This window comes from Bacteroides sp. D22, from assembly GCF_000163675.1.
In the GTDB taxonomy this organism is placed as follows: domain Bacteria; phylum Bacteroidota; class Bacteroidia; order Bacteroidales; family Bacteroidaceae; genus Bacteroides; species Bacteroides xylanisolvens.
In genome coordinates, this window is the sequence record NZ_GG774808.1 from 33733 (window position 1) to 57032 (window position 23300).

Below are 23300 nucleotides of genomic sequence, written 5' to 3' on the forward strand. Positions count from 1 at the left end.
TGTAACATTTTGCTATATTTCATTTGTTTTGACTGTTGGATGTGCATGGAACCGTTTTTTCCTGTATTTTTGCAGATGAAAACAAATGCATCCGGGCAGTCTGGTATTTTATCAACGAAAGTCAATTAAATAAGAATATATATGGATATTCAATTTCCTCCCTTTTTGCAGAAAGGTGATAAAGTGGTTATTGTATCACCTTCGAGTAAGATAGACCAACAATTTCTGAAAGGCGCCAAGAAACGGATAGAATCATGGGGCTTGAAAGTGGCTATGGGAAAATATGCCGGAAGTTCATCCGGGAGATATGCCGGAACAATCAGGCAACGGCTGAAAGATTTGCAGGACGCGATGGACGACCCTGAGGTGAAAGCTATTCTGTGTAGTCGCGGAGGGTACGGGGTGGTACATTTGATTGATAAAATTGATTTTACGGCTTTTCATGAACATCCGAAATGGTTACTGGGTTTTAGCGATATAACAGCGTTGCACAATCTGTTTCAGAAAAATGGATATGCTTCTCTACATTCGTTGATGGCCCGTCATCTTACGGTAGAACCGGAAGATGATCTTTGTACGAACTATCTGAAGGATATCTTATTTGGGAATATCCCTTCTTATACGTGCGAGAAGCACAAACTGAATAAGCAGGGGACTGCACAAGGCGTTTTGCATGGTGGTAATATGGCGGTAGCATACGGTTTGCGGGGAACTCCATACGATATTCCGGCAGAAGGGACGATACTGTTTATTGAAGATGTCAGCGAACGTCCGCATGCCATCGAGCGTATGATGTATAATTTGAAATTGGGAGGCGTACTTGAAAAACTGTCCGGACTGATTATCGGCCAATTTACGGAATATGAAGAAGACTGTTCGTTGGGTAAGGAATTGTATGCAGCTTTGGCGGATTTAGTAAAAGAGTATGATTATCCGGTCTGCTTTAATTTTCCGGTAGGACACGTGACTCATAATCTGCCGCTTATAAACGGCGCAAAAGTGGAACTTGTGGTCGGAAAGAAAAATGTGGAACTGAAGTTTATATGTTAATAAACCATTCCATCTGAACGATGCTGTGATGAAAATAACTAATTTTGAAGCCCTAATAGATGAAAGGACGATGAAAAAGAAAACTATGATAGTATTAATGAGTGCCTTTTTGTTATTATCAGCATTCTCTTGCGGAGGAGGTAATAAGGCAAATAGTACGAGTGAACAAAGCGAAGAGACAGCAGTGAATGTACCTCAATTTGATGCGGATAGTGCTTATTTGTATGTAAAGAATCAGGTAGATTTCGGACCTCGTGTTCCTAATACAAAAGAACATGTTGCCTGTGGCAATTACCTTGCCGGTCAGTTGGAGGCTTTCGGTGCTCAAGTGACTAATCAATATGCAGATTTAATTGCTTATGACGGAACTCTGTTGAAAGCGAGAAACATTATCGGTTCTTATAAGCCGGAAAGCAAAAAACGAATCGCTCTGTTTGCACACTGGGATACACGTCCATGGGCTGATAACGATCCTGACGAGAAGAATCATAATACTCCGATTTTGGGTGCCAATGATGGTGCCAGTGGTGTAGGGGCTTTATTGGAAATAGCTCGCTTGGTCAATCAGCAACAACCGGAGTTAGGTATCGATATTATTTTGCTGGATGCAGAGGATTATGGTGCGCCGCAGTTCTATACGGGGCAGCATAAAGAGGAATTCTGGTGTCTCGGATCACAGTATTGGGCACGCAATCCTCATGTACAGGGATATAATGCACGTTTTGGCATCTTGCTCGATATGGTAGGGGGTGAAGGCAGCGTGTTTATGAAAGAGGGATATTCTGAAGAGTTTGCTCCCGATATAAATAAGAAAGTCTGGAAAGCGGCGAAGAAGATTGGCAACGGAAAGACGTTCATGGATGGTAACGGAGGATTTGTTACCGATGACCATCTGTTCATTAATCGCTTGGCACGTATTAAAACAATCGATATTATTCCATATAATCAGGAGGGTGACTTTACTCCGACATGGCATACCGTCAATGACAATATGGAGCATATAGATAAGAATACATTGAAAGCAGTAGGCCAGACGGTATTGGAAGTGATCTATAATGAGAAATAACAGGATTAAATAATTATTTATAATGTCAATTAATGAATTACAGGACGAAGTGATTGCAGAATTCAGTGACTTCGACGATTGGATGGACCGTTATCAACTACTTATTGACTTGGGAAATGAGCAGGAACCACTTGAAGAAAAATATAAGACGGAACAAAATCTGATTGAGGGATGCCAAAGTAGGGTGTGGCTTCAAGCGGATGATGTAGATGGTAAAATCGTTTTTAAAGCGGAAAGTGATGCTTTGATAGTCAAAGGAATTATTGCCTTATTGATTAAAGTCCTTTCAGGACATACTCCTGATGAAATCTTGAATACAGATCTTTATTTTATAGACAAGATTGGGCTGAAAGAGCATCTGTCGCCAACGCGTAGCAATGGTTTGCTGTCGATGGTGAAACAAATACGAATGTATGCATTGGCATTCAAAGCAAAAGAGGGGAAGTGAAAAACTTCCCTTTTTTTATGGTTGCTTTCTGGAAGTCAGATTGTTCATGGTCAGTATGGTGCAGATAAGTAGCAGGACTGAACCGAACAGAGCGACGAGATACGGGGTGCCGTTAATCAGGTCATCCATATTTTCGGCTTCGGGATATTTAATACTAAGATATACGGATAGCGAGTTATTGAGCACGTGCATGAGTATACACGGTATCAGGCTACCTGTTTTGTAATAAGTCCATGCCAGCAGGATACCGATTAGAAATGCCGGAAGGATCTGGGCCGGATTTATATGAAAGACGCCGAACAGAAGCGCGGAAATCAGAATGGCTTTAGTCGGATTATATTGTTGAAGTAAAGCTCGGGTGATTGCTCCGCGAAACAAGATTTCTTCAAGTACAGGACCGATGATAGCTATTGCAAGAATACCGCCCCAACCGGATTGAAGAATGTCGAAAGATTGCTCCATGATGTTGGGTATCCAGTCTAGCAGTCCCATAAGTGCAGATACCAGAAAGCCAGCGGTGAGAATAGCCAGCCCGCTACAAATTAGGAATGGCACTGATACAGGCGACCATGTCGCTTTCTTTTTACTGATATAGCCGGCTTTCCATAGATAAATACCCATCATAATCTGACCGGCTAATTGGGCCGGAATCATAATCATTTGCGTCAGAGCAACCTTATCCAAATCTCCTGTGGTGACTAACAAATAGATCGTACAGGGAATCGTAATCAGGATAGGGGCGACAATCTGCGCAATGAGAAGGTCTATTAATATCAGTTTGATAGCCGTTTTCATTGGTCTTTAGTTAGTTGTAAAGCAACTATAGATAAACATAGCTAACATTGAAATAGCTATTACCACCAAAGAGATGCTCATAAATGACTTTTGCATAAGAATCTATTTTTAAATTATTATTGTTCGGTTATTGTATTATTTATTTTGTTTCTCTGCTGTTACTGCCTGCCTTGCTGGCAAGAAGAATAGCTTCTGTCTCTTCTGCATCTTTATGGAGTTGCACTATTAACTCGTCGATACTGGAGAATTTCAGTTCGGGACGCGTCCGTTTTACAAAAGTAAGCCGGATGAATTTATCGTATATGTCCGAATGGAAGTGAAGGATATTCACCTCAATGGTCCGGTTGGGCCCATTATCAATCGTCGGGCGGACACCTATGTTCAGCATCCCCATATATGTTTTTTTATCGAATGTCACCCATACGGCATATACACCATCCGCGGGGATCAGTTTATCAGGATCATCCACGCTTAAATTGGCCGTTGGAAAACCTATTTTGCGGCCTACCTGATAGCCGCCTACTACTATTCCGTCCAGGAAATATTCATATTTCAGGCAGTCGGCAGCCAGGTCTACTTCTCCTTGATGAAGAAGTTTGCGGATCAGGGAAGAACTTACCGGAACATTGGGTACGTTCTCTATTTCTATATTGCTGGTATATGCTTTGGCGCGGATCACTTCTATGCCAATTTCTTTTCCGTAGCGTACATAATCCTCGAAGCCTTCGCTGCGGTTGTGCCCGAAACGATGGTCATAGCCGATAACCAGGTATTTTACCTGATAGCGTTCTTTTAACAGCTGTGTCATGAACTCCCGGGCGGTAAGCCGGGAAACTTCCGGGGTGAAATCAAGCATCAGGCAGTAGTCTACCCCGATGTCTGCAAGCAGACTTATTTTTTCTTCCGGGGTAGTCAGAAGTTCCGGACGGTAATCCACATTCATCACTTTGCGGGGATGAACGGGGAAAGTAACTAATGCAGAGCGTAGACCTTTGGCGGCGGCTATCTCTTTCACTTGCTGAATCAGATAGCGATGTCCTGCATGTACTCCATCAAAAAAACCGATGGTAGCTACACTGGGTTCCGGGTTAATAGCCGATGTGTCACGTATAATCTGCATATCTCTAAAATTATTTGCTGTTGAAAAGATGGCTCCAGTCTTCGCCTGCTTTTGCTGTATAAGTGATAATTCCTAAATTTTGCGCTGCCTTACAGTTCATCTCGGAATCATCGATGAAGAGTGTTTCTTTCGGCTCGATACCGGCATCCTCTATGATTGCCTTGAAGATCTCCGGTTCGGGCTTGGCCATTTTCATTTCAAAAGAGAGATATGTTTTCTCAAAATAGTCTTCCACCCTAAATGTGCGGTAGGGAAACAGGTGAATACATGTCCAGTCCCAGTGGATTTGGTTGGTATTGCTCAATAAATAGACGACATATTTCTCACGTAATTTTAATAATAAATCAAGTTTGTGTGTCGGTATGTCTACTAAAAAACTATTCCAGGCTGCATCTATTTGTGTGTCGCTCACTGCTTTGCCTATCATCTGACGAACTCCGTCACGGAATTCGGCGGGTGTAATCAATCCTTTTTCCTGTTGCATCAGGAGTCCGTTCGGATTATGGATATCCAGTAGGTCCTCCACGTTCCGGAGCCCTAATTTCTGAAAGTTCTCAATGCAACGTTGGCGGTCGAGATTGATAAGTACACCACCCAAATCAATAAGAAGGTTTTTTATTCCTTTACTTTTCATTTCTGTTTTTTTTGTGAATAATACGTTGAACAAGGCGAATAAGTTCTCCAACCCATAACACCGTGGACGAAACGCCTATAATAAGAAGCCAGGTTTGCCAGTTGAGCGGCTCCGTACGGAATACAGCTCCACCGAACTGTACGATCAGGAATTGTCCGGCAAGAATAGCCAATACAATAAGTTCCATACCATACGATTTGGAAAGTCCCTTGAATGCCGAATCGGTAGTGCCGAATACACGGGCATTGAACAGATTCCAAAATTGCAGCATGACAAAGAAGGTGAAGAAAATGGTCAGGTTGTGTATATCCATACCTTCCGTGCTGTGGTCGAAATAATAAATCATTCCGAGCAGTACGATGAGGAAGATGGAGCCCACACCTAATATATTAGACCGCATTGCCTTACTGATAATAAAATCAGTGCTTCGACGGGGTTTCTCAAGCATCACGGTTTCGCTGGGTGGAATGGAAGCAAGTGCCAAAGCGGCAAAAGTGTCCATAATCAGGTTCACCCATAACATTTGTGTTACAGTCAGCGGAAGTTCCGTACCGATCACAGAACCTAACAAGACAATGAGCAGTGCTACGAAGTTGATCGTCAGCTGGAAAACAATGAAACGCTGGATATTCTTATACAGGGAGCGTCCCCACATAACGGCAGTTCCGATACTGTTGAAGGAGTCGTCGAGCAGGGTAATATCGCTGGCCTCTTTGGCAACAGAAGTACCTGTACCCATTGACAAACCTACTTGGGCATGATTCAAAGCCGGGGCGTCGTTGGTTCCGTCTCCGGTTACGGCTACGACTGCTCCTTTTTGCTGAAGCAGCTGCACCAGACGTTGCTTGTCAGTCGGACGGGCGCGGGACATGATTTTTAAATCCATCACTCTATCCAATGCTTCTTCATCGCTCAATTCGGCAAATGCAACACCAGTGATTCGATTTCGTTCGGTATCTGTTTCGGGGTTCCAAAGACCTATCTGACGTGCGATTTCCGTTGCAGTTCCCGGAGTATCACCGGTCACGATCTTGATGCCGATACCTGCGGACTGGCATTTAGCAACCGCAGCAGGTACGTCCGGACGAATCGGGTCGGAGATGGCAACTACTCCCAAGAAATTCAGGTCGTTGGCTGAAACCAGTTCCGTACAATCGTTTGGCTCATTTTCTCCGACAATCTTGAATGCAAATCCAAGTGTGCGCATAGCCATATTCTGATAGCCCAACAGTTGTGCTTCTACTGTGGAACGATATTCTACGGCGTCCACTCGTCGTCCGTCCAAGACAACTTCTTTACACTTGCCCAAAACAATTTCCGGGGCTCCTTTTATATAGAGTATTTTTTTCCCGATCAGTGGCGACTCAACAAGGGTTGCCATGAATTTCCGTTCGGTAGAGAAAGTGAGTTGGTCGAGGATATGTGCTTTCTCGCGAAGTTCCAGATAATTTTTTCCCTGTTTGTTAAGCCAGAGCAATAAAGCCACTTCGGTTGGATTTCCTACGCCTTTCGGCTTCTCACCGGTCGTTGACTCTTCGAGGAAAGCGGTTGAGTTAGCGCTTATTCCTTCTGCAATGAGTGTGCTGATATCATCATCGGACAAAACACTGCCATTTTTGATGCCGTAAAAATTAGGCTCGTGCACTTGCATGAGGTTTTGAGTCAGTGTACCGGTTTTATCCGTACAAATCACGGTGATGGCTCCCATTGTTTCGCAAGCGTGCATTTTCCGCACCAGATTGTTGGTGGAAAGCATGCGGCGCATATTCAATGCCAGACTAAGCGTAACACTCATTGGCAATCCTTCAGGCACAGCTACTACAATCAGCGTAACTGCCATCATAAAATATTTCAGTGTCCGTTCGAAAACAGGAAGCCACTCATGCCATCCGTTCAGTGAACCGAAATCAAAGAATAACAATACGTCTTTGACAAAGAAAATAAGGAAAGCGAGACCGGCAACGGTAAAACCAATCTTTCCGATGAGGTTTGCGAGTTTGGTCAATTGTATGTTCAGCGGAGTAGGTTCGAGATTGTCTTCCGTACTTTGTCGGGCTACTTTCCCGATTTCAGTAGCATCTCCCACATGCAGCACGCGCATGGTGCCATGACCGTCCACCACTGTCGTTCCACGCATCACCAGATTGGAAGCATAAGTTGCCTCTTCATCAAAGTCAGCTTCTACAGTTGTTTTATTAATAACGGGTTCGCCTGTCAGATTAGATTCGTTTACTTGCAAAGAGATGGCTTCCAGTAATTCTCCATCGGCAGGAATTTCTTCACCGGTTTCCAGAATTACAATATCACCTACCACTATGTCTTTGCGGGGAATTTCCTGTACACGTCCGTTTCGGATCACTTTTACCAATGTTTCTTCATTGACTGCATTCAGCAGATCAAACTTTTTGCTGGCATCATATTCGAAAAAGAAACCGATTCCGGTAGCCAGTAAGATAGCTGCTATAATTCCGATTGTTTCAGCGTATTCGTTTTCGATGATAGAAATGATTAACGAGAATACGGCTGCTACTAACAGTACGCGTACAACCGGGTCTTCAAATTTTTCCAGATAAAGTTTCCAGAGGGAAGGACGCTTGGGAGGTGTTAACAGGTTAATACCATTTTTCTCCCTGCTTTGTAGGACTTCGTCATCCGTAAGTCCTAAATGATAATAGTCATTTTTATTTGTACTCATGCAGATACATGCGTTTAGTTTGAACCGCAAAAATACAACATAAAATTGTGATAAATTGTTTAATTAAAACTTTTTATGAAGTCGAATTTGTTATCGTGGTTTACCACATGTGCGATAAGGAATTGTAAACCAGAATGTAGAACCTTCACCTTCTACGGAATCTGCACCGATCTGACCGCCTAGTTTGGCGACAATGGTTTGAGAAATAGAGAGTCCCAGTCCGGCTCCTTTCTTATCTTTGTTCAGTTTCACAAAGCGCTCGAAGACATCCGGTAGTTTTTCTGCCGGAATTCCGGCTCCGGTATCTTTTACATAAAAGTAAAGTTCAGTATCTCTTGCCTCATATCCGATGCGGATACTACCTTCATGGGTGAATTTAATGGCGTTGCCAGCAAAGTTGGAAAGCACCTGTGCCACCCGGTTGCGATCCGTTTGAATCATGCATGATGAACGAGACGGTTCTGCTATAATTTGTATATTTTCTCCGGCTTCATTGACTCTCATCTGGAAAAGTTGTTGTAAATCTGAAAGCAATAGATTGACGTCCACCGTTGTCTGTACAAATTCCAAGGTTCCGGCTTCGATTTTAGACATATCCAGAATGTCGTTGACCAACTGCATCAGAAGATCAGCATTCATTTTTATGATTTCCTGGTATTGAGCCTTTTCCTCTTCGGTATTTGCGCTGCCTAATACTTCTGCAAATCCGGTAATAGCGTTGAGAGGAGTACGGATCTCATGGCTCATATTAGCTAAAAAGGCAGATTTTGAAATATCCGCTTTTTCAGCTTTTTCTTTGGCTAGTCTCAATTCATTTTCGGCCTGTTTCCGTCGGGTGACGTCATGTACGGTGATAACCATATTCTCTTCTTCATTGAGAAGGAAGTAGGAGCCGGATATTACTGCGTCACATTCCACAGTTGTATTATCAGACGTGACTACAGATAAAGTTGCTTCGAGATCCGTGAAGTTCCGTCTCTGTTCGAAGGCCTGACGTATGGCGGTACGTATCGGACAGGAACCGCAGAAACTATGTGTGCCGCAACCTCCTTCGGCAGCCAATGCGTTATGGCATTGCAGCAGGTCGCCCACTCTTTTTTCTTCTGTTCCTTTTCTGGTTCCGGTTTTTTGGTAATAGTTGGTCTTCAGTACTTTAAAATCGTTGTTTATGAGGAGAATAAAGGCATGTACATTCTTTAAAACGGCACCGGCGATATGGCTGGTACGTTCCAACTTTCTGGATTCACGGAACAATCGTTGTTGCATCCGCAAGCATTTCCTACGTTCCCATAAAAAACTGATTAGTAGGACTGCGCATAAAACTATTAAAGTTGACAATAGTGCTATAAGCATAGTTTAATATTGTTGTTTTAGCTTGATAATATGACTACAAAGATAGCTTTTCTCTTTAGTTTGGAAAATAGTGTTGAACAAATATCCAGCTATTTGTGTTATATTATTCAGAAAACCATTTAAAAATACGAACGTTATGAAAAAGTACATTTGCACGGTCTGTGAATATATTTACGACCCCGAACAAGGAGATCCGGAAAGCGGAATTGAACCAGGAACAGCATTTGAAGACATTCCAGATGATTGGACTTGTCCGTTATGCGGAGTCGGTAAAGAAGATTTTGAACCGTACGAAGGATAAAAACAAGAGAGAGAGAATTATTAAGAGGAGAATGGCCGGGTGTATAGATATATGCCCGGTCTTTTTTGTTTTTCTGGAGGATGATTTAAATTAAAAAGGAGAATCAGTAATGCTATGATAGACTGATTCTCCTTTTTTAGGATTCAATTTTGCTCTATCAAGAAGCTTTTTTCTCTTTTACATCACTACTAGCTTCTACTACATTCACCACATAGTCACCTAGCTTTTCACATTCGGCAATAATATCCATGTAATAAACCCCCATCTGATAATCATATTCTTTGTTGTTTACGTCCAGAATGTTCTGATTCTTCAGTTGGTTACGGTAGTTATTAATTTCATTCTCGATGTTGAAGGACTTGTTGATATCGATGCTCTGATGTTCCGGCTTTTCTACTACCACAATCATTTGAGCAAGTGCATCGTTCGTCAGTTTCATCATGAAATGAATATGCTCATATTGTTTCTCGGTAAAATCTTGGTTGGTCTGACGTTTCCGGTTGATGGTACGTGCCAGGTTATAACAACTGTCGCCGATACTTTCAATTTCCGTCACTTCACGCAACATGGCACGTATCTGTAGTTTACTTTCAGAACTTAACCGTCCTTCAGATACTTGATTCAGGTAGTTGGCTATTTCAAGTTCCATGTTGTCGCTGATATTCTCATACTTCTCGATCCGGCTGAACAGCTTGTTGAAATCGTCATCCTTTTCTGTGTGTAGCAAATCCTGCACCATGCCGAACATCCGGTGTGTACGTTCTGCAAAAAGATGGATTTCTTTGCGTGCCTGAAGGATAGAAAGTTCAGCGGTAGAAAGCATACCACCGGTGATAAACCGCAAACGGGGCTCTTCGTCTTCTTCTTTGGGGTGGATAAGAGCACATACGGTACGTTCAATCAGTTTAACCGCCCATATCAGAATACATACATTACAGATATTGAAGATTGAGTGGAAAGCAGATAACTTGTAGGAGATGGCAACTTCCGGATTGTTACTTTGGAAAAAGGTATCTACTACCCAGTTTACCAGTTCCATGAAAGGATGGAAGACAATCAAGACCCAGATAACACCGAACACGTTAAAAACAAAATGGGCCAATGCTGCCCGCTTAGCCTGTGTATTGGCTGTAAGTGCGGCAAGATTGGCCGTGATAGTGGTTCCGATGTTTTCTCCCAAAACAAGTGCTGCTCCCAGTTCCAGACTGATCCAGCCGTTGGCGCACATAATCAATGTAATTGCCATGGTGGCGGCGGAGGCCTGTACAATCATCGTCAATATAGTACCGATGAGTAAGAACAGAATGATGGAGAAGAATCCCATGTCCGTGTAGTTCTGTACGAAGGCAAGCATTTCCGGGTTGGCATTCAGGTCGGGCGCGTTTGCTTTCAGATAAGAAAGCCCCATGAAAAGGAAAGAAAAACCGAAAATGAATTCACCGATGGACTTGCGGTTGCTTTTGCCGGAGAAGATGAGCGGAAGGGCGATGGCTAAGAGCGGGAGAGCGAAGGCTGCCATATCAACCTTAAATCCGAAAATTGAAATGATCCAGGCAGTCACGGTAGTACCGATATTAGCACCCATAATGACGCTGATGGATTCGGCAAGTGTGAGCAATCCGGCGTTTACGAAACTTACGACCATCACTGTCGTTGCTGAAGAAGACTGGATAAGAGCTGTTATCAACACTCCTGTTAAAACTCCCGTTACCCGATTGGTAGTCATTGCCGTTAGAATACTTCGCAATCTGTCACCCGCGACCTTTTGTAAGCCCTCGCTCATAATCTTCATTCCGTAAAGGAAGAGTCCTAATGAGCCTATGAGCTTTAAAAAATCATAAAAAGAATATTCCATCTATAATATTTTTAATGGTTATTTGTTCTCTATCTGATTATAAGTATATTAGTCCCAAATTATTCACCTTTTAACGAACTCGATGAAACAGATGTTACAAATATGTTGCAAAAATAACAATATTTCCAAAGAATTCCCTATCGGAAGCTCACTTTTGGATATTTATTACGGTTTTAATCTTAATTTTCCTTATCAAGTAGTAAGTGCCAAGGTCAATAATCGTTCCGAGGGACTGAATTTCAGAGTTTATAATAATAAAGATGTAGAGTTTCTGGATGTGAGAGATCAGTCCGGTATGCGTACGTATGTCCGTTCGCTTTGTTTTGTCTTGTTTAAGGCTGTCACGGAACTGTTTCCCGACGGAAAATTGTTTGTAGAACATCCTGTTTCAAAAGGCTATTTCTGCAATTTGCGGATTGGCCGTCCCATCGAACTGGAAGATGTGACACGCATCAAGCAACGGATGCAGGAGATTATCGCGGAGAATATTTCCTATCATCGCATCGAATGTCATACGGCTGAAGCTGTGCGTGTTTTCAGCGAACGGGGAATGAATGATAAAGTGAGATTGCTGGAAACTTCCGGTTCGCTCTATACCTATTATTATACATTGGGTGATACCATTGATTATTATTATGGGAATCTGCTGCCCAGTACCGGATATCTTAAATTATTCGATATCGTGAAATATTACGATGGATTGCTTCTCCGGATTCCGAGCCGGGAAAACCCGAATGTGCTTGAAGATGTGGTGAAGCAGGAAAAAATGCTGGATGTCTTTAAAGAATATCTGAACTGGAGTTATATCATGGGGCTTAACAATGCCGGAGATTTTAATCTGGCCTGTGAAGAGGGACATGCAACCGATCTGATAAATGTTGCAGAAGCACTGCAGGAGAAGAAAATAGCCCAGATAGCCGATACCATATTCCATCGTGGTGAAAACGGTAACCGGGTAAAACTGGTATTGATTGCCGGACCATCTTCTTCGGGAAAGACAACTTTCAGCAAACGGCTTTCTATCCAGCTAATGACCAATGGACTGAAACCATTCCCGATCTCTTTAGATAATTACTTTGTGGATCGTGAAGAGACTCCTCTGGATGAAAACGGAAATTATGATTATGAATCACTGTATGCACTTGATTTGGAATTGTTCAACCAACAGTTGCAGGCACTCCTGCGCGGTGAAGAGGTCGAACTGCCTCGTTTTAATTTCTCTCTTGGCAAGAAGGAGTATAAAGGCGATAAACTGAAAATAGAAGATAATACAATTCTGATTCTGGAAGGTATTCATGCCCTGAACCCGGAACTGACACCACATATACCGGCTGAACGGAAATTCAAGATTTATGTTTCAGCATTAACCACCATCTCTTTGGATGACCATAACTGGATTCCGACAACTGATAACCGTCTGTTGCGGCGTATTATCCGTGACTTCAATTATCGGGGATATTCGGCTCGTGAAACGATATCACGCTGGCCGAGTGTACGTGCCGGTGAAGATAAATGGATTTTTCCCTATCAGGAGAATGCCGACGTAATGTTTAATTCAGCGTTGCTTTTTGAGTTTGCAGTACTTCGTTTGCATGCCGAACCTATTCTGATGGGTGTCCCGCGCAACTGTCCTGAATATTGCGAAGCATACCGATTACTTAAGTTTATCAAATATTTTGTTCCTGTACAGGATAAGGAGATTCCGCCTACGTCCTTACTGCGCGAATTTTTGGGAGGTAGTAGCTTTAAATATTAAGTAGAAAAATTAGGATATATTCGTTATTTGTACTTTCTTTGCAGAAAATATGAATTACCTTTTGTTGTAGTAAGGCAAGAGAACACAAAATAAACAATATTTGAATAGGATTCTTTAGGGGAGAATACTGTATAATGACTGTTATACTAAACTATAATATTGAACCTTTGGTTACTTTTGCTGTTATAAAAGGACTACATGCAACAAAAAAAATGTGAATATGATTTTTTATAATAGTCTTTTAGCAAAGTGGTTCTTGGGAAAAGGAAAGAAACACTATTTTATGTTAGGCTGGTTTTTCTTTACCCGGTATAAATATCTGGAAGTTTGGGAAGATATGGAGTTACGGATACATGCAAAGCAATATTGGGAATGCTTTTCTCTGACTCTGATACCAGCGTTGATTTTGTCATTACTGTTTTCATGGTGGTGTATGATACTACCATTCATAACTTATGACCTCCTTTATTGGTTTGAAAAGATCATCTACCACCATTCAATATTTAATTGGGAGGCGATAAAGCATAGCGGCGATACGCTTTATCTCCGAAAGAGAAAAGCGTATGCCTGGAAGAAAGGTTACGGGAAAAAAGAGTTGCCCGTATCCAGATGGAATGATTGATTCTTTATTTCAAATGCTTCTTTATCCAAAGCAGATGTCCATACTCCGTATCGTTAGAGGTCCAATGCTCATTAATAGGAGTAATCAGGGCTTCTTTCGGACAGTTTAGTACATTGTATACTATATAGCTGGTAGTCGGAGGACATACATCGTCATTGAATCCCCATGTTATATAGGTGTCTGCTTTTATCAATTTTGCAAAGTTCACTACATCATAATAGGCCATTGTCTTTATTTTTTCGGGGGTATCCATATCCACCGAATTTCTAAAGAAATGAGGATATCCACCGGCACGTCCGGCTTTATAGCCTGCCATATCGCTTAATGCAGGATGATTGGCGACACAAACTGTCACCCGTTCATCCAGTCCGGCGGTGATTAATGCCAGGGCGCCTCCCTGGCTACCTCCTTGTGCGATTACATTTTTACTATCCCATTCCGGCAGGGAAGTTAGAAAGTCGATACCGCGTACACAGGCCAGATATACCCGTTTCATATAATAATTATCACGACTGTCGAGCCCGTTGGTCAGATAGCCGTTTTCTCTGCCATTGAAAGCGTTGCTGATTTCTTTAAATTCTTCATCAGTCATTTCCGGATTCAGGCCGTGTATCTCGAATTCAAAACGGATGCATCCTTGCTCCGCATAATATTTATGGCGTAGAGGTTCTTTGATGGTTTTGATGCCTGCTCCCGGAGGGCACAAGACAACCGGAAACTTTCCTTCTTTTTTCGGATAGAATAAATATCCGTAGACGCATTGCCCACGTTTGTTTAGTTGCAATTTTACGAGATAACAGTCTATTTTATCAGTGGAATATTTTTCGACATGTTCTTTGGTATACGTTAGGGGAAATTCCTTTTGTTCCGCTTTAGCCTTTTCCCAAAATTCCTTGAAATCGGAAGGCATGGTGGTATACGGACGAAGTTTTTCCGGTGAAAATCCTACTTTGATATGATGTGAATAGGTCTTTCCATCTACGGTTGCTTTCAGGCGGCAGTCGCGGAATCCCGGCTCTTTCATTGTGCCCACAGGAATCACAGCCCTGCCATTCTTTAAAGTTACACTTCCTTTTGTGTCGGCAACAGGCATCATATCACCACCTATTTCATAAGTGACGGTTACGTTATCCTTGGGGATACCGTATTTATAGAATTGTACTTCCACAGTTGCTTTTTCTCCCGTTTTATAAAGCCAGTCGGCGTGGTTAGGCACGGTGACCCAAAGCACATCGCTTTTATAAGGATAGTTTTCAGCTACGGCGGACAGCAAGGTAAGTGACAATAGCCATACAGATAAAAGTAGTCTTTTCATGGTGTTATTCATTGGTTTTATATCATTAAAAAGTGAGTTGTTTTAATTCTGTTGCAATATTACGCAAGATTTGGGAAAAGGAGGGTAGAAAAAATGTGCTTTTAGATGGACTATTTGGTACTTTGACAAAAATAGCGGAAGTTTTTCACCCGGATGAAAAACTTCCGCTATTGATTTTGAATAGAAGAAAGGTTCTTCTTTTATTTTGATGAGGCTTTTATTTTTATTTTGATGAAGCTTTTTATCTTAACGCTTCCACCTCTTCCGGTGTCAAAGGAATCTTTTTACCTAATCGGCGGGCGCCGGTTTCTGTAATCAGATAATCTTCCTCATTGCGGATACCACCGAAGTCCTTATAAGTTTCCACTACATCATAATTGATGAAATCGGTAAATTTCTTTTCTCCTTTCCACATGTCAATCAGTTCCGGGATAAAATAAATACCCGGTTCTACCGTGTGTACAAATCCCGGTTCCAACGGAATGGCGAGACGTTGCGATTTGCGACCGAACTGTGTGCTCTTCGGTTGGCCGTTATATCCTACCCATATCTCTCCCAGATTTTCCATGTCGTGTACATCCAATCCCATCATGTGACCTAATCCGTGAGGATAAAATAATGCATGAGCACCTTCGCGGACCGCATCTTCCGTATTTCCTTTCATCAATCCGAGTGCCTTCATACCGTCTACCATGACACGGGCAGACAGTTCGTATACCTCCATATAAGGAATACCCGGACGGAGGGCTTTTACAGATTCCAGATGCATCGCATTCTGAATCTCGTATACTTCGCGCTGGCGGGCTGTAAACTTTTTGTCGGCAGGAATAGTAGACGACATATCGCCTGCATAACCTGATTCTACTTCTGCGCCTGCATCGATTAGGAATAAATCACCCGGTTTTACTTTATTTCCATGATAGTGGTTGTGTAAAGTCTGTCCGTTGATAGTGGCAATGGTGGCAAAAGAAAGCTGGCAGTTGTTAGATTCGGCTACACGGTTCATTTCCGCTACCACTTCATACTCATACATGCCCGGACGGAGCACTTTCATGGCGGTGATGTGCATATCGGCAGTTACATCGCAAGCCTTCTCTATTTCTAAAATTTCTTCGGCAGATTTGTAATTACGTTGGGTGATAACGGCACGGATGAATGGAACAGAACCTTCCTGACGTGTAGGGGGAATACCCAACCAATCCATCAGTTTCAATTTATGCTCGGGACGGTAAGGTGGCAGATAATGAACCGCTTTCCCTTTCTGGACGCACTTGTGGAGATAGCTTGTAATTTCTGCAGACGGCATCAGATTTTTTACGCCCACACGTTCACATTTTTCGTGTAATGTAGGTTGTGATCCCATCCATACGATTGCGTCGATAGACAGTTCATCTCCAAAAATGATTTCTTTGTCTTCATCAATATCGATAATAGCCGAAAGGCCGGCGCATGAAAGTCCGAAATAATAAAGGAAAGTAGAATCCTGACGATAACGGAAGGTGTTATCCTCGTAGTTCAGTCCGCACTCGTCATTTCCGAGAAATAACAATACCCCGGAGCCTAAATTCTTTTTTAGCAGGGCTCTTCGCTGCATATACGTTTCTTTGGCAAACATATTGTCCTAATTTTTAAGTTCGTGCAACAAAGATAACGAATTTTGTGTTATAGGATTAAAAATTATCTCCCTAATCTGTGTAATCTCTCGTTAAAAAGTTACTTTTGTAGCGAGAAATAGTAGAAAGCAAAAACGAATATGGCACAAGGTTCCCGTCAAATACAATCTCAGGCGCAACAGCAGGTACAAACGCTCTCGCCCCAGCAGATTCTGGTCGTGAAACTGTTGGAGCTTCCCGCAGTAGAGCTGGAAGACCGTATCCATGCTGAACTGCTTGAAAATCCGGCACTTGAAGAAGGTAAAGAAGAAAACGCTGCGGATGAGTATGCTGATTCCGACACTACGGAAGATGGCATGGATAGTGATGCCAACGATTATGATTCTTTGAGTGATTATCTGACTGAAGACGATATTCCCGATTATAAATTACAAGAAAACAACCGTTCGAAAGACGAACAGGCGGAGGATATTCCGTTCTCCGATTCCACCTCTTTTTATGAAATCCTGAAAGAACAGCTGCGTGAACGCAACCTGACTGAACATCAGCGTGACTTGGTGGAATATCTGATCGGTTCATTGGACGATGACGGACTGCTCCGTAAGTCATTGGAGAGCATCTGTGATGAACTGGTGATTTATGCCGGCATCGAATCGACAGAAGAAGAACTGGAAGAAGCACTCTGTATCTTGCAGGATTTTGATCCCGCTGGTATCGGTGCCCGTAGCCTTCAGGAATGTCTGTTGATACAGATTTGCCGGAAGAAGGATGAAGAGAAGAAGCCCAATCCGATACTGGAGTTGGAAGAACGTATCATTAGAGAGTGCTATGAAGAATTCACCCGTAAACACTGGGAGAAGATTATAAAGAAACTGGACATTGATGAAGAGACTTTCCAGGAAGCTCTTAATGAGATAACCAAGCTGAATCCCCGTCCGGGTGCTTCTTTGGGAGAAGCGATCGGCAGGAATCTCCAACAGATAGTTCCCGACTTTATCGTGGAAACGTATGATGATGGAACCATCAATATAAGCCTCAATAACCGTAATGTCCCCGAACTCCGTATGAGTCGCGACTTTACGGAAATGGTGGAAGAGCATACCAAAAACAGGGCTAATCAATCAAAAGAATCCAAAGAAGCGATGATGTTCCTGAAGCAGAAAATGGATGCGGCACAAGGATTTATCGATGCTGTGCGGCAGCGTCAGAATACCCTGATGACTACCATGCAGGCTATCATTGATTTACAACGTCCTTTCTTCTTGGAAGGAGACGAATCTCTGTTGAAACCGATGATTTTGAAAGATGTGGCTGAACGTACCGGACTGGACATTTCAACGATCTCCCGCGTGAGCAACAGTAAATATGTGCAGACAAATTACGGTATTTATCCGCTCAAATTCTTTTTCAGTGATGGGTATACCACGGAGGACGGTGAAGAAATGTCTGTCCGTGAGATACGCAAGATTCTGAAAGAGTGTATTGATGGGGAGGACAAGAAGAAACCGCTGACAGATGATGAATTGGCGGACATCTTGAAAGAGAAAGGTTATCCCATTGCTCGTAGAACGGTAGCCAAATACCGTCAGCAGTTGAATATTCCGGTTGCGCGACTTCGAAAATGAGAACGAATATAAAGTATTAAGTATAAAAAGTATTAAGTATTAGTGCTGATGGACAGAGAGAGAGAACATATCATAGCGGATAAGACAATGTTGCAGGTGGCGAGAGCTACTTCGATGGTCTTTACTCCATTTTCTATTCCGTTTTTATCGTTTCTGGTGTTATTCCTGTTTTCTTATCTTCGTATCATGCCGATACAATATAAGTTGATCGTGTTGGGAATTGTTTACTGCTTTACCATACTGACACCTACCATTACCATTTTCCTGTTTCGTAAAATCAATGGCTTTGCCCGTCAGGAGTTAAGTGAGCGCAAGAAACGTTATGTACCGATTCTGCTGACTATCATCTCGTATGTGTTCTGCCTGTTGATGATGCGCCGGCTGAATATACCTTGGTATATGACAGGGATCATCCTCGTTTCTTTGGTAGTATCTATTATCTGCATTGCAGTGAATTTGAAATGGAAATTGAGTGAACACATGGCAGGAATAGGCGGAGTGATCGGCGGACTGGTTTCTTTCAGTGCTTTGTTCGGTTACAATCCGGTCGGATGGTTATGCCTGTTTATATTGATTGCCGGTATATTAGGTTCTGCACGAATTGTATTGGGACATCACACGTTGGGTGAGGTGCTTTCCGGTTTTGCGGTTGGCTTGATATGTGCCCTTTTGGTACTTCATCCCGTGAGCAACATCTTATTTCGAGTATTTTTATTTTAAAACAGTATAAATCCTAAAAACTAATTATTATGAACTTTCCACAGAATTTGAAGTACACGAACGAACACGAATGGATTCGCGTTGAAGGAGACATTGCATACGTAGGTATCACTGATTATGCTCAAGAACAATTGGGTGATATTGTGTTCGTAGATATACCGACTGTTGGTGAAACGTTGGAAGCCGGTGAGACATTCGGAACCATCGAAGTAGTGAAAACAATTTCCGATCTTTTCCTGCCTGTAGCAGGTGAGGTGCTCGAACAAAACGAGGCATTGGAAGAAAATCCGGAACTGGTTAATAAAGATCCGTATGGCGAAGGTTGGTTGATTAAAGTGAAACCGACAGATATAAAAGCTGTGGAAGACCTGCTGGATGCCGAAGCATACAAAGCAGTGGTGAATGGATAAGGTTTTCTCCATTACATCAATCGAATAATGTAAAAGATACTATAATCCGAAGCCAGCCTTACCCTCTCTTTTGGGGAGAGGGTTGAGAAGTGGCTCTTTAATTTTTATCCTATGACTCCAATTGTAAGTATTATCATGGGTAGCACGTCTGACCTTCCTGTTATGGAGAAGGCTGCGCAACTGCTGAATGATATGCATGTACCGTTCGAAATGAACGCGCTTTCTGCTCACCGCACGCCTGAAGCTGTGGAAGAGTTTGCAAAGAATGCCCGCAGCCGTGGCATTAAAGTTATTATCGCCGCTGCCGGAATGGCTGCCGCCCTTCCCGGTGTAATTGCAGCCAATACTACACTGCCGGTGATCGGAGTACCCGTAAAAGGTTCCGTGCTCGATGGTGTAGACGCACTTTATTCTATCATCCAGATGCCTCCGGGCATTCCTGTGGCAACGGTTGCTATAAACGGAGCGATGAATGCCGCTATCCTTGCCATTCAGATGTTGGCATTGAGTGACGAGAAATTGGCAGAAGCTTTTGCTGCTTACAAAGAAGGACTGAAAAAGAAAATCGTAAAAGCAAACGAAGAACTGAAAGAAGTTAAGTTTGAATATAAAACAAACTAATGTGATTTACGATTTGACAATTTACGATTGACGATTGAAATATCTTCGTAAATCGTATGTTGTCTTTGTACATGGTATCTTGTCTTTCACATTGTGCATAAAGTATTTTTAATCGTAAATCGTAAAATCATAAATCAAAATGGTTGATCTATTCAATTATTTTCGAAGAGAAACCACAGAAGTAAATATTGGGGCTGTACCGTTGGGCGGCCCCAATTCTATTCGTGTCCAGTCGATGACCAATACGTCTACGCAGGACACGCAGGCTTGTGTGGAACAGGCGAAACGTATTGTTGACGCAGGTGGCGAGTATGTCCGCCTCACAACGCAGGGTATCAAGGAAGTGGAGAATCTGATGAATATCAATATCGGACTACGCAGTCAGGGATATATGGTTCCATTGGTTGCCGATGTGCATTTCAATCCGAAAGTGGCGGATGTAGCTGCTCAATATGCGGAAAAGGTGCGCATCAATCCGGGAAACTATGTAGATGCTGCGCGTACTTTTAAGAAACTGGAATATACAGACGAGGAGTATGCGCAGGAAATACAGAAAATCCATGACCGGTTTGTCCCGTTCCTGAATATCTGTAAGGAGAATCACACTGCGATCCGGATTGGTGTGAATCATGGTTCTTTGTCCGATCGCATCATGTCACGCTATGGTGATACTCCCGAAGGAATGGTGGAATCCTGTATGGAATTCCTTCGTATCTGTGTAGCGGAGAACTTCACAGATGTGGTGATTTCTATCAAAGCCTCCAATACCGTGGTAATGGTGAAAACCGTTCGTCTGTTGGTGGACGTCATGGAAAAAGAGGGGATGGCTTTCCCGCTACACCTCGGAGTGACAGAAGCCGGAGACGGAGAGGACGGGCGTATCAAATCGGCTCTCGGCATCGGAGCATTGTTGAGCGACGGGTTGGGCGATACCATCCGCGTATCTTTGAGTGAAGCACCCGAAGCTGAAATTCCGGTAGCCCGTAAATTGGTGGATTATGTTCTGTTGAGGCAGGATCATCCTTATATTCCGGGATTGGAGGCGCCTGAATTCAACTATCTGTCTCCTGAACGCCGTAAGACAAAAGCGGTCCGTAATATCGGAGGCGAACATGTGCCCGTAGTCATTGCCGACCGCATGGACGGAAAGACAGAAGTAAATCCGCAATTCACTCCGGACTATATTTATGCCGGAAGAGCCTTGCCCGAACAATGGGAAGAAGGTGTGGAATATATTCTTGATGCGGACGTATGGCAAGGAGAGGCCGGAACCTGGCCTGCTTTCAATCATGCGCAATTACCGTTGATGGGTGAATGTGATGCAGCGCTTAAATTCCTGTTTATACCCTATATGGCCCAAACAGATGAAGTGATAGCCTGTCTGAAGTACCACCCGGAAGTGGTAATCATCTCTCAAAGCAACCATCCGAACCGTTTGGGTGAGCACCGTGCATTGGTGCATCAGCTAATGACGGAAGGTTTGCAGAATCCGGTTATCTTCTTCCAGCATTATGCGGAAGATGATGCGGAGAATTTGCAGATAAAATCCGCAGCCGATATGGGAGCCTTGATCTTTGACGGTCTTTGCGATGGTATCTTCCTGTTCAATCAGGGCAGTTTGAGCCATGCCGTTGTCGACGCCACTGCTTTCGGAATCTTGCAGGCCGGACGTACCCGTACCTCTAAGACAGAATACATATCCTGTCCCGGTTGCGGCCGTACGCTTTACGACTTGGAGAAAACAATCGCCCGTATCAAGGCAGCCACTTCACATTTGAAAGGCTTGAAGATCGGCATTATGGGCTGTATCGTGAATGGTCCCGGTGAGATGGCGGATGCTGACTACGGTTATGTAGGAGCAGGACGGGGCAAAATCAGTCTTTATAAAGGCAAGGTGTGTGTAGAAAAGAATATTCCTGAAGAAGAGGCGGTAGAACGACTCCTGGAGTTTATCCGGACAGATCGGGAAGAAAACCAACAATGATAATTGGGCACGGAATACAGGTGATGGGGACTGATCTCATAGAAAACCTGTCATCCGTGCCTAACTTTCATGATGAGGATTCTACGGCGACCGGTAACGAGTGCCATTCTTGAACTTTCCTCAAATGCCAATTGCTGAATTCGTTTTAGCTCTTTTAGTTCTTCTTCTCTATTATAAAACCTCATAGTCAGTGAATTATATTAGTAACTGTGGTTACTGTAACCACGGTTACAAAGATGTTTATTCTGAAGGGAACAGCAAACTTTTTCTTTCTTTTATAAATTCTTTACCCTTTCCAATTAAAAATTTTATGATCGTTTCTATTGATTTGTACCAGTCTTATTGTCAAACTGTCAGGATGATATTTAAGTATTTGAATAGCAGTGTTATATCACCTGACGATAGATGTTGATAATAGGCTGACAATAAAATATATCTACTTTTACTGTCAGCCTTATTTTTATTTCTTATGATCCTTTTATGACTTGATAAATAATAGTCTTAGAAGCATGTTCTGAAGTAACGTCGCATTTTAATAACAGCCTCCCAAAGTGATATCTACCTATATAGTTCCATTAACGTGCCTATGTAGTTGCCCTAGAGTGTCAGTATAGTTCTACTGAAGTACCGCTATCTTTACTTTGTCACGGCCGTGGTGACTTCTTCCCACAGCCGTGACGAGTTCCTACCACGGCCGTGGAAAGATCTCGTCACGGCCGTGGAGAGTTAACAATACTGATGCTTTAATGGAACAATACCTGCTTGTTAAGTGAAAGATACCGGCTATATATCATTCATTTAATAGGGGGATTCATTTTAAAAGGCTGCTTTCTATGTGGATGGTATGGTTACTGCAGGCGATGATGTCCTTTGGGTGCATCCTGCCCCAAAGCAATCAAATAACAGGCTGACAATAAAAGTTCTAATTTTTTATTGTCAGCCTATTGTCATAGCTTATTGTCAGCATGTAAACCGATGATAATCATTATACTATCGGGGAAAAACTTTGGTTGACAATAAGAATCATCAAATTTATATGGTTCTTCTTCAAATTCCGTGCTAGTAAAGCTCATTGAAAGGTTGATGGATAAAGGGATATCGGCATATTAGAAATAGCAAATAAATTATCCAAGCTATATGCATCTTAAAGTACCCCGGAATAGCCATGAATAAGGTTATTGAACATAAATAAGTAGCACGGAATTTGATTAAGAACCATTTATATGTAGACCTAATATCTGTCTTTCCAATAGTACACATCTTTACAAAAATAGAGGGGAACTCCTGGATGAATCCATTTGTTCCCCTCGAGGGTAT

General features: G+C 42.6%; 19 protein-coding genes. 11 read left to right on the forward strand and 8 right to left on the reverse strand.

Translation table 11 applies throughout. The annotated features are described in order from the left end of the window. The first annotated feature begins 141 nt into the window (after positions 1 to 141). From HMPREF0106_RS11115 to HMPREF0106_RS11105, 3 genes are all read left to right on the forward strand, one after another. Positions 142 to 1050 carry an LD-carboxypeptidase gene (locus tag HMPREF0106_RS11115; RefSeq protein ID WP_004316651.1) on the forward strand — a complete coding sequence of 303 codons (909 nt, stop codon included), beginning with the start codon at positions 142 to 144 and terminating at the stop codon, positions 1048 to 1050. A gap of 70 nt (positions 1051 to 1120) precedes the next feature. After that, on the forward strand, positions 1121 to 2116 hold the full coding sequence (locus HMPREF0106_RS11110; protein WP_004316652.1) for a M20 family metallopeptidase: 996 nt from the start codon (positions 1121 to 1123) through the stop codon (positions 2114 to 2116). 22 nt (positions 2117 to 2138) lie between these two features. Next, a complete protein-coding gene (locus HMPREF0106_RS11105; protein WP_004316653.1) occupies positions 2139 to 2564 on the forward strand; it encodes a SufE family protein in 426 nt (141 codons plus the stop codon). A 15-nt stretch (positions 2565 to 2579) separates the two neighbouring features. Here HMPREF0106_RS11105 and HMPREF0106_RS11100 read toward each other — a convergent pair whose 3' ends face one another. The 5 genes from HMPREF0106_RS11100 to HMPREF0106_RS11080 form a co-directional block, all read right to left on the reverse strand. Next, positions 2580 to 3359, reverse strand: a complete 780-nt coding sequence (locus HMPREF0106_RS11100) for a CPBP family intramembrane glutamic endopeptidase (RefSeq protein ID WP_009040171.1) — start codon at positions 3357 to 3359, stop codon at positions 2580 to 2582. 139 nt (positions 3360 to 3498) lie between these two features. Then, a complete protein-coding gene (locus tag HMPREF0106_RS11095) occupies positions 3499 to 4479 on the reverse strand; it encodes a bifunctional riboflavin kinase/FAD synthetase (RefSeq protein WP_009040172.1) in 981 nt (326 codons plus the stop codon). A gap of 10 nt (positions 4480 to 4489) precedes the next feature. Next, positions 4490 to 5113, reverse strand: a complete 624-nt coding sequence (locus HMPREF0106_RS11090) for an HAD family hydrolase (RefSeq protein ID WP_009040173.1) — start codon at positions 5111 to 5113, stop codon at positions 4490 to 4492. Continuing rightward, complete coding sequence (locus HMPREF0106_RS11085) at positions 5103 to 7808, reverse strand: calcium-translocating P-type ATPase, PMCA-type (protein WP_008644963.1); 2706 nt, start codon at positions 7806 to 7808, stop codon at positions 5103 to 5105. The genes HMPREF0106_RS11090 and HMPREF0106_RS11085 overlap by 11 nt, the downstream gene beginning before the upstream one ends. A gap of 90 nt (positions 7809 to 7898) precedes the next feature. Next, positions 7899 to 9074 (reverse strand): sensor histidine kinase, encoded by a 1176-nt coding sequence (locus HMPREF0106_RS11080; RefSeq protein ID WP_009040174.1) that lies wholly within the window; start codon positions 9072 to 9074, stop codon positions 7899 to 7901. A 223-nt stretch (positions 9075 to 9297) separates the two neighbouring features. On the opposite strand from HMPREF0106_RS11080, the gene rd reads away from it, so the two are divergent. Continuing rightward, positions 9298 to 9462 (forward strand): rubredoxin, encoded by a 165-nt coding sequence (gene rd / locus HMPREF0106_RS11075; RefSeq protein ID WP_004306971.1) that lies wholly within the window; start codon positions 9298 to 9300, stop codon positions 9460 to 9462. Positions 9463 to 9619: 157 nt separating this feature from the next. Here rd and HMPREF0106_RS11070 read toward each other — a convergent pair whose 3' ends face one another. Continuing rightward, entirely contained in the window at positions 9620 to 11317 is a 1698-nt protein-coding gene (locus tag HMPREF0106_RS11070; protein ID WP_009040175.1) for a Na/Pi cotransporter family protein, read from the reverse strand. An 82-nt stretch (positions 11318 to 11399) separates the two neighbouring features. On the opposite strand from HMPREF0106_RS11070, the gene HMPREF0106_RS11065 reads away from it, so the two are divergent. Further along, positions 11400 to 13073: a nucleoside kinase gene (locus tag HMPREF0106_RS11065; RefSeq protein ID WP_008016291.1), complete on the forward strand. Its 1674-nt coding sequence runs from the start codon at positions 11400 to 11402 to the stop codon at positions 13071 to 13073. Between the two features lie 220 nt (positions 13074 to 13293). Next, positions 13294 to 13695, forward strand: a complete 402-nt coding sequence (locus HMPREF0106_RS11060) for a hypothetical protein (RefSeq protein ID WP_008026182.1) — start codon at positions 13294 to 13296, stop codon at positions 13693 to 13695. 4 nt (positions 13696 to 13699) lie between these two features. On the opposite strand, the gene HMPREF0106_RS11055 is transcribed toward HMPREF0106_RS11060, so the two are convergent. Next, positions 13700 to 15010 (reverse strand): acetylxylan esterase, encoded by a 1311-nt coding sequence (locus tag HMPREF0106_RS11055; RefSeq protein ID WP_032851406.1) that lies wholly within the window; start codon positions 15008 to 15010, stop codon positions 13700 to 13702. Between the two features lie 241 nt (positions 15011 to 15251). Then, entirely contained in the window at positions 15252 to 16625 is a 1374-nt protein-coding gene (locus HMPREF0106_RS11050; protein WP_009040177.1) for an aminopeptidase P family protein, read from the reverse strand. A gap of 138 nt (positions 16626 to 16763) precedes the next feature. Here HMPREF0106_RS11050 and rpoN point away from each other — a divergent pair, with 138 nt between their 5' ends. The 5 genes from rpoN (at position 16764) to HMPREF0106_RS11025 (ending at position 21983) form a co-directional block, all read left to right on the forward strand. Next, complete coding sequence (rpoN, locus tag HMPREF0106_RS11045; protein ID WP_008644971.1) at positions 16764 to 18248, forward strand: RNA polymerase factor sigma-54; 1485 nt, start codon at positions 16764 to 16766, stop codon at positions 18246 to 18248. A gap of 48 nt (positions 18249 to 18296) precedes the next feature. Continuing rightward, positions 18297 to 18968 carry a hypothetical protein gene (locus HMPREF0106_RS11040; RefSeq protein ID WP_004316578.1) on the forward strand — a complete coding sequence of 224 codons (672 nt, stop codon included), beginning with the start codon at positions 18297 to 18299 and terminating at the stop codon, positions 18966 to 18968. Positions 18969 to 18997: 29 nt separating this feature from the next. Then, positions 18998 to 19378, forward strand: coding sequence for a glycine cleavage system protein GcvH (gcvH, locus tag HMPREF0106_RS11035; protein ID WP_009040178.1), 381 nt, complete (start codon positions 18998 to 19000; stop codon positions 19376 to 19378). 111 nt (positions 19379 to 19489) lie between these two features. Beyond that, positions 19490 to 19999: a 5-(carboxyamino)imidazole ribonucleotide mutase gene (purE, locus tag HMPREF0106_RS11030; RefSeq protein ID WP_009040179.1), complete on the forward strand. Its 510-nt coding sequence runs from the start codon at positions 19490 to 19492 to the stop codon at positions 19997 to 19999. 139 nt (positions 20000 to 20138) lie between these two features. Next, the gene (locus HMPREF0106_RS11025) at positions 20139 to 21983 is read left to right on the forward strand and encodes a 4-hydroxy-3-methylbut-2-en-1-yl diphosphate synthase (RefSeq protein WP_009040180.1); all 1845 of its coding nucleotides are present in this window, start codon (positions 20139 to 20141) and stop codon (positions 21981 to 21983) included. Positions 21984 to 23300: the final 1317 nt, after the last annotated feature.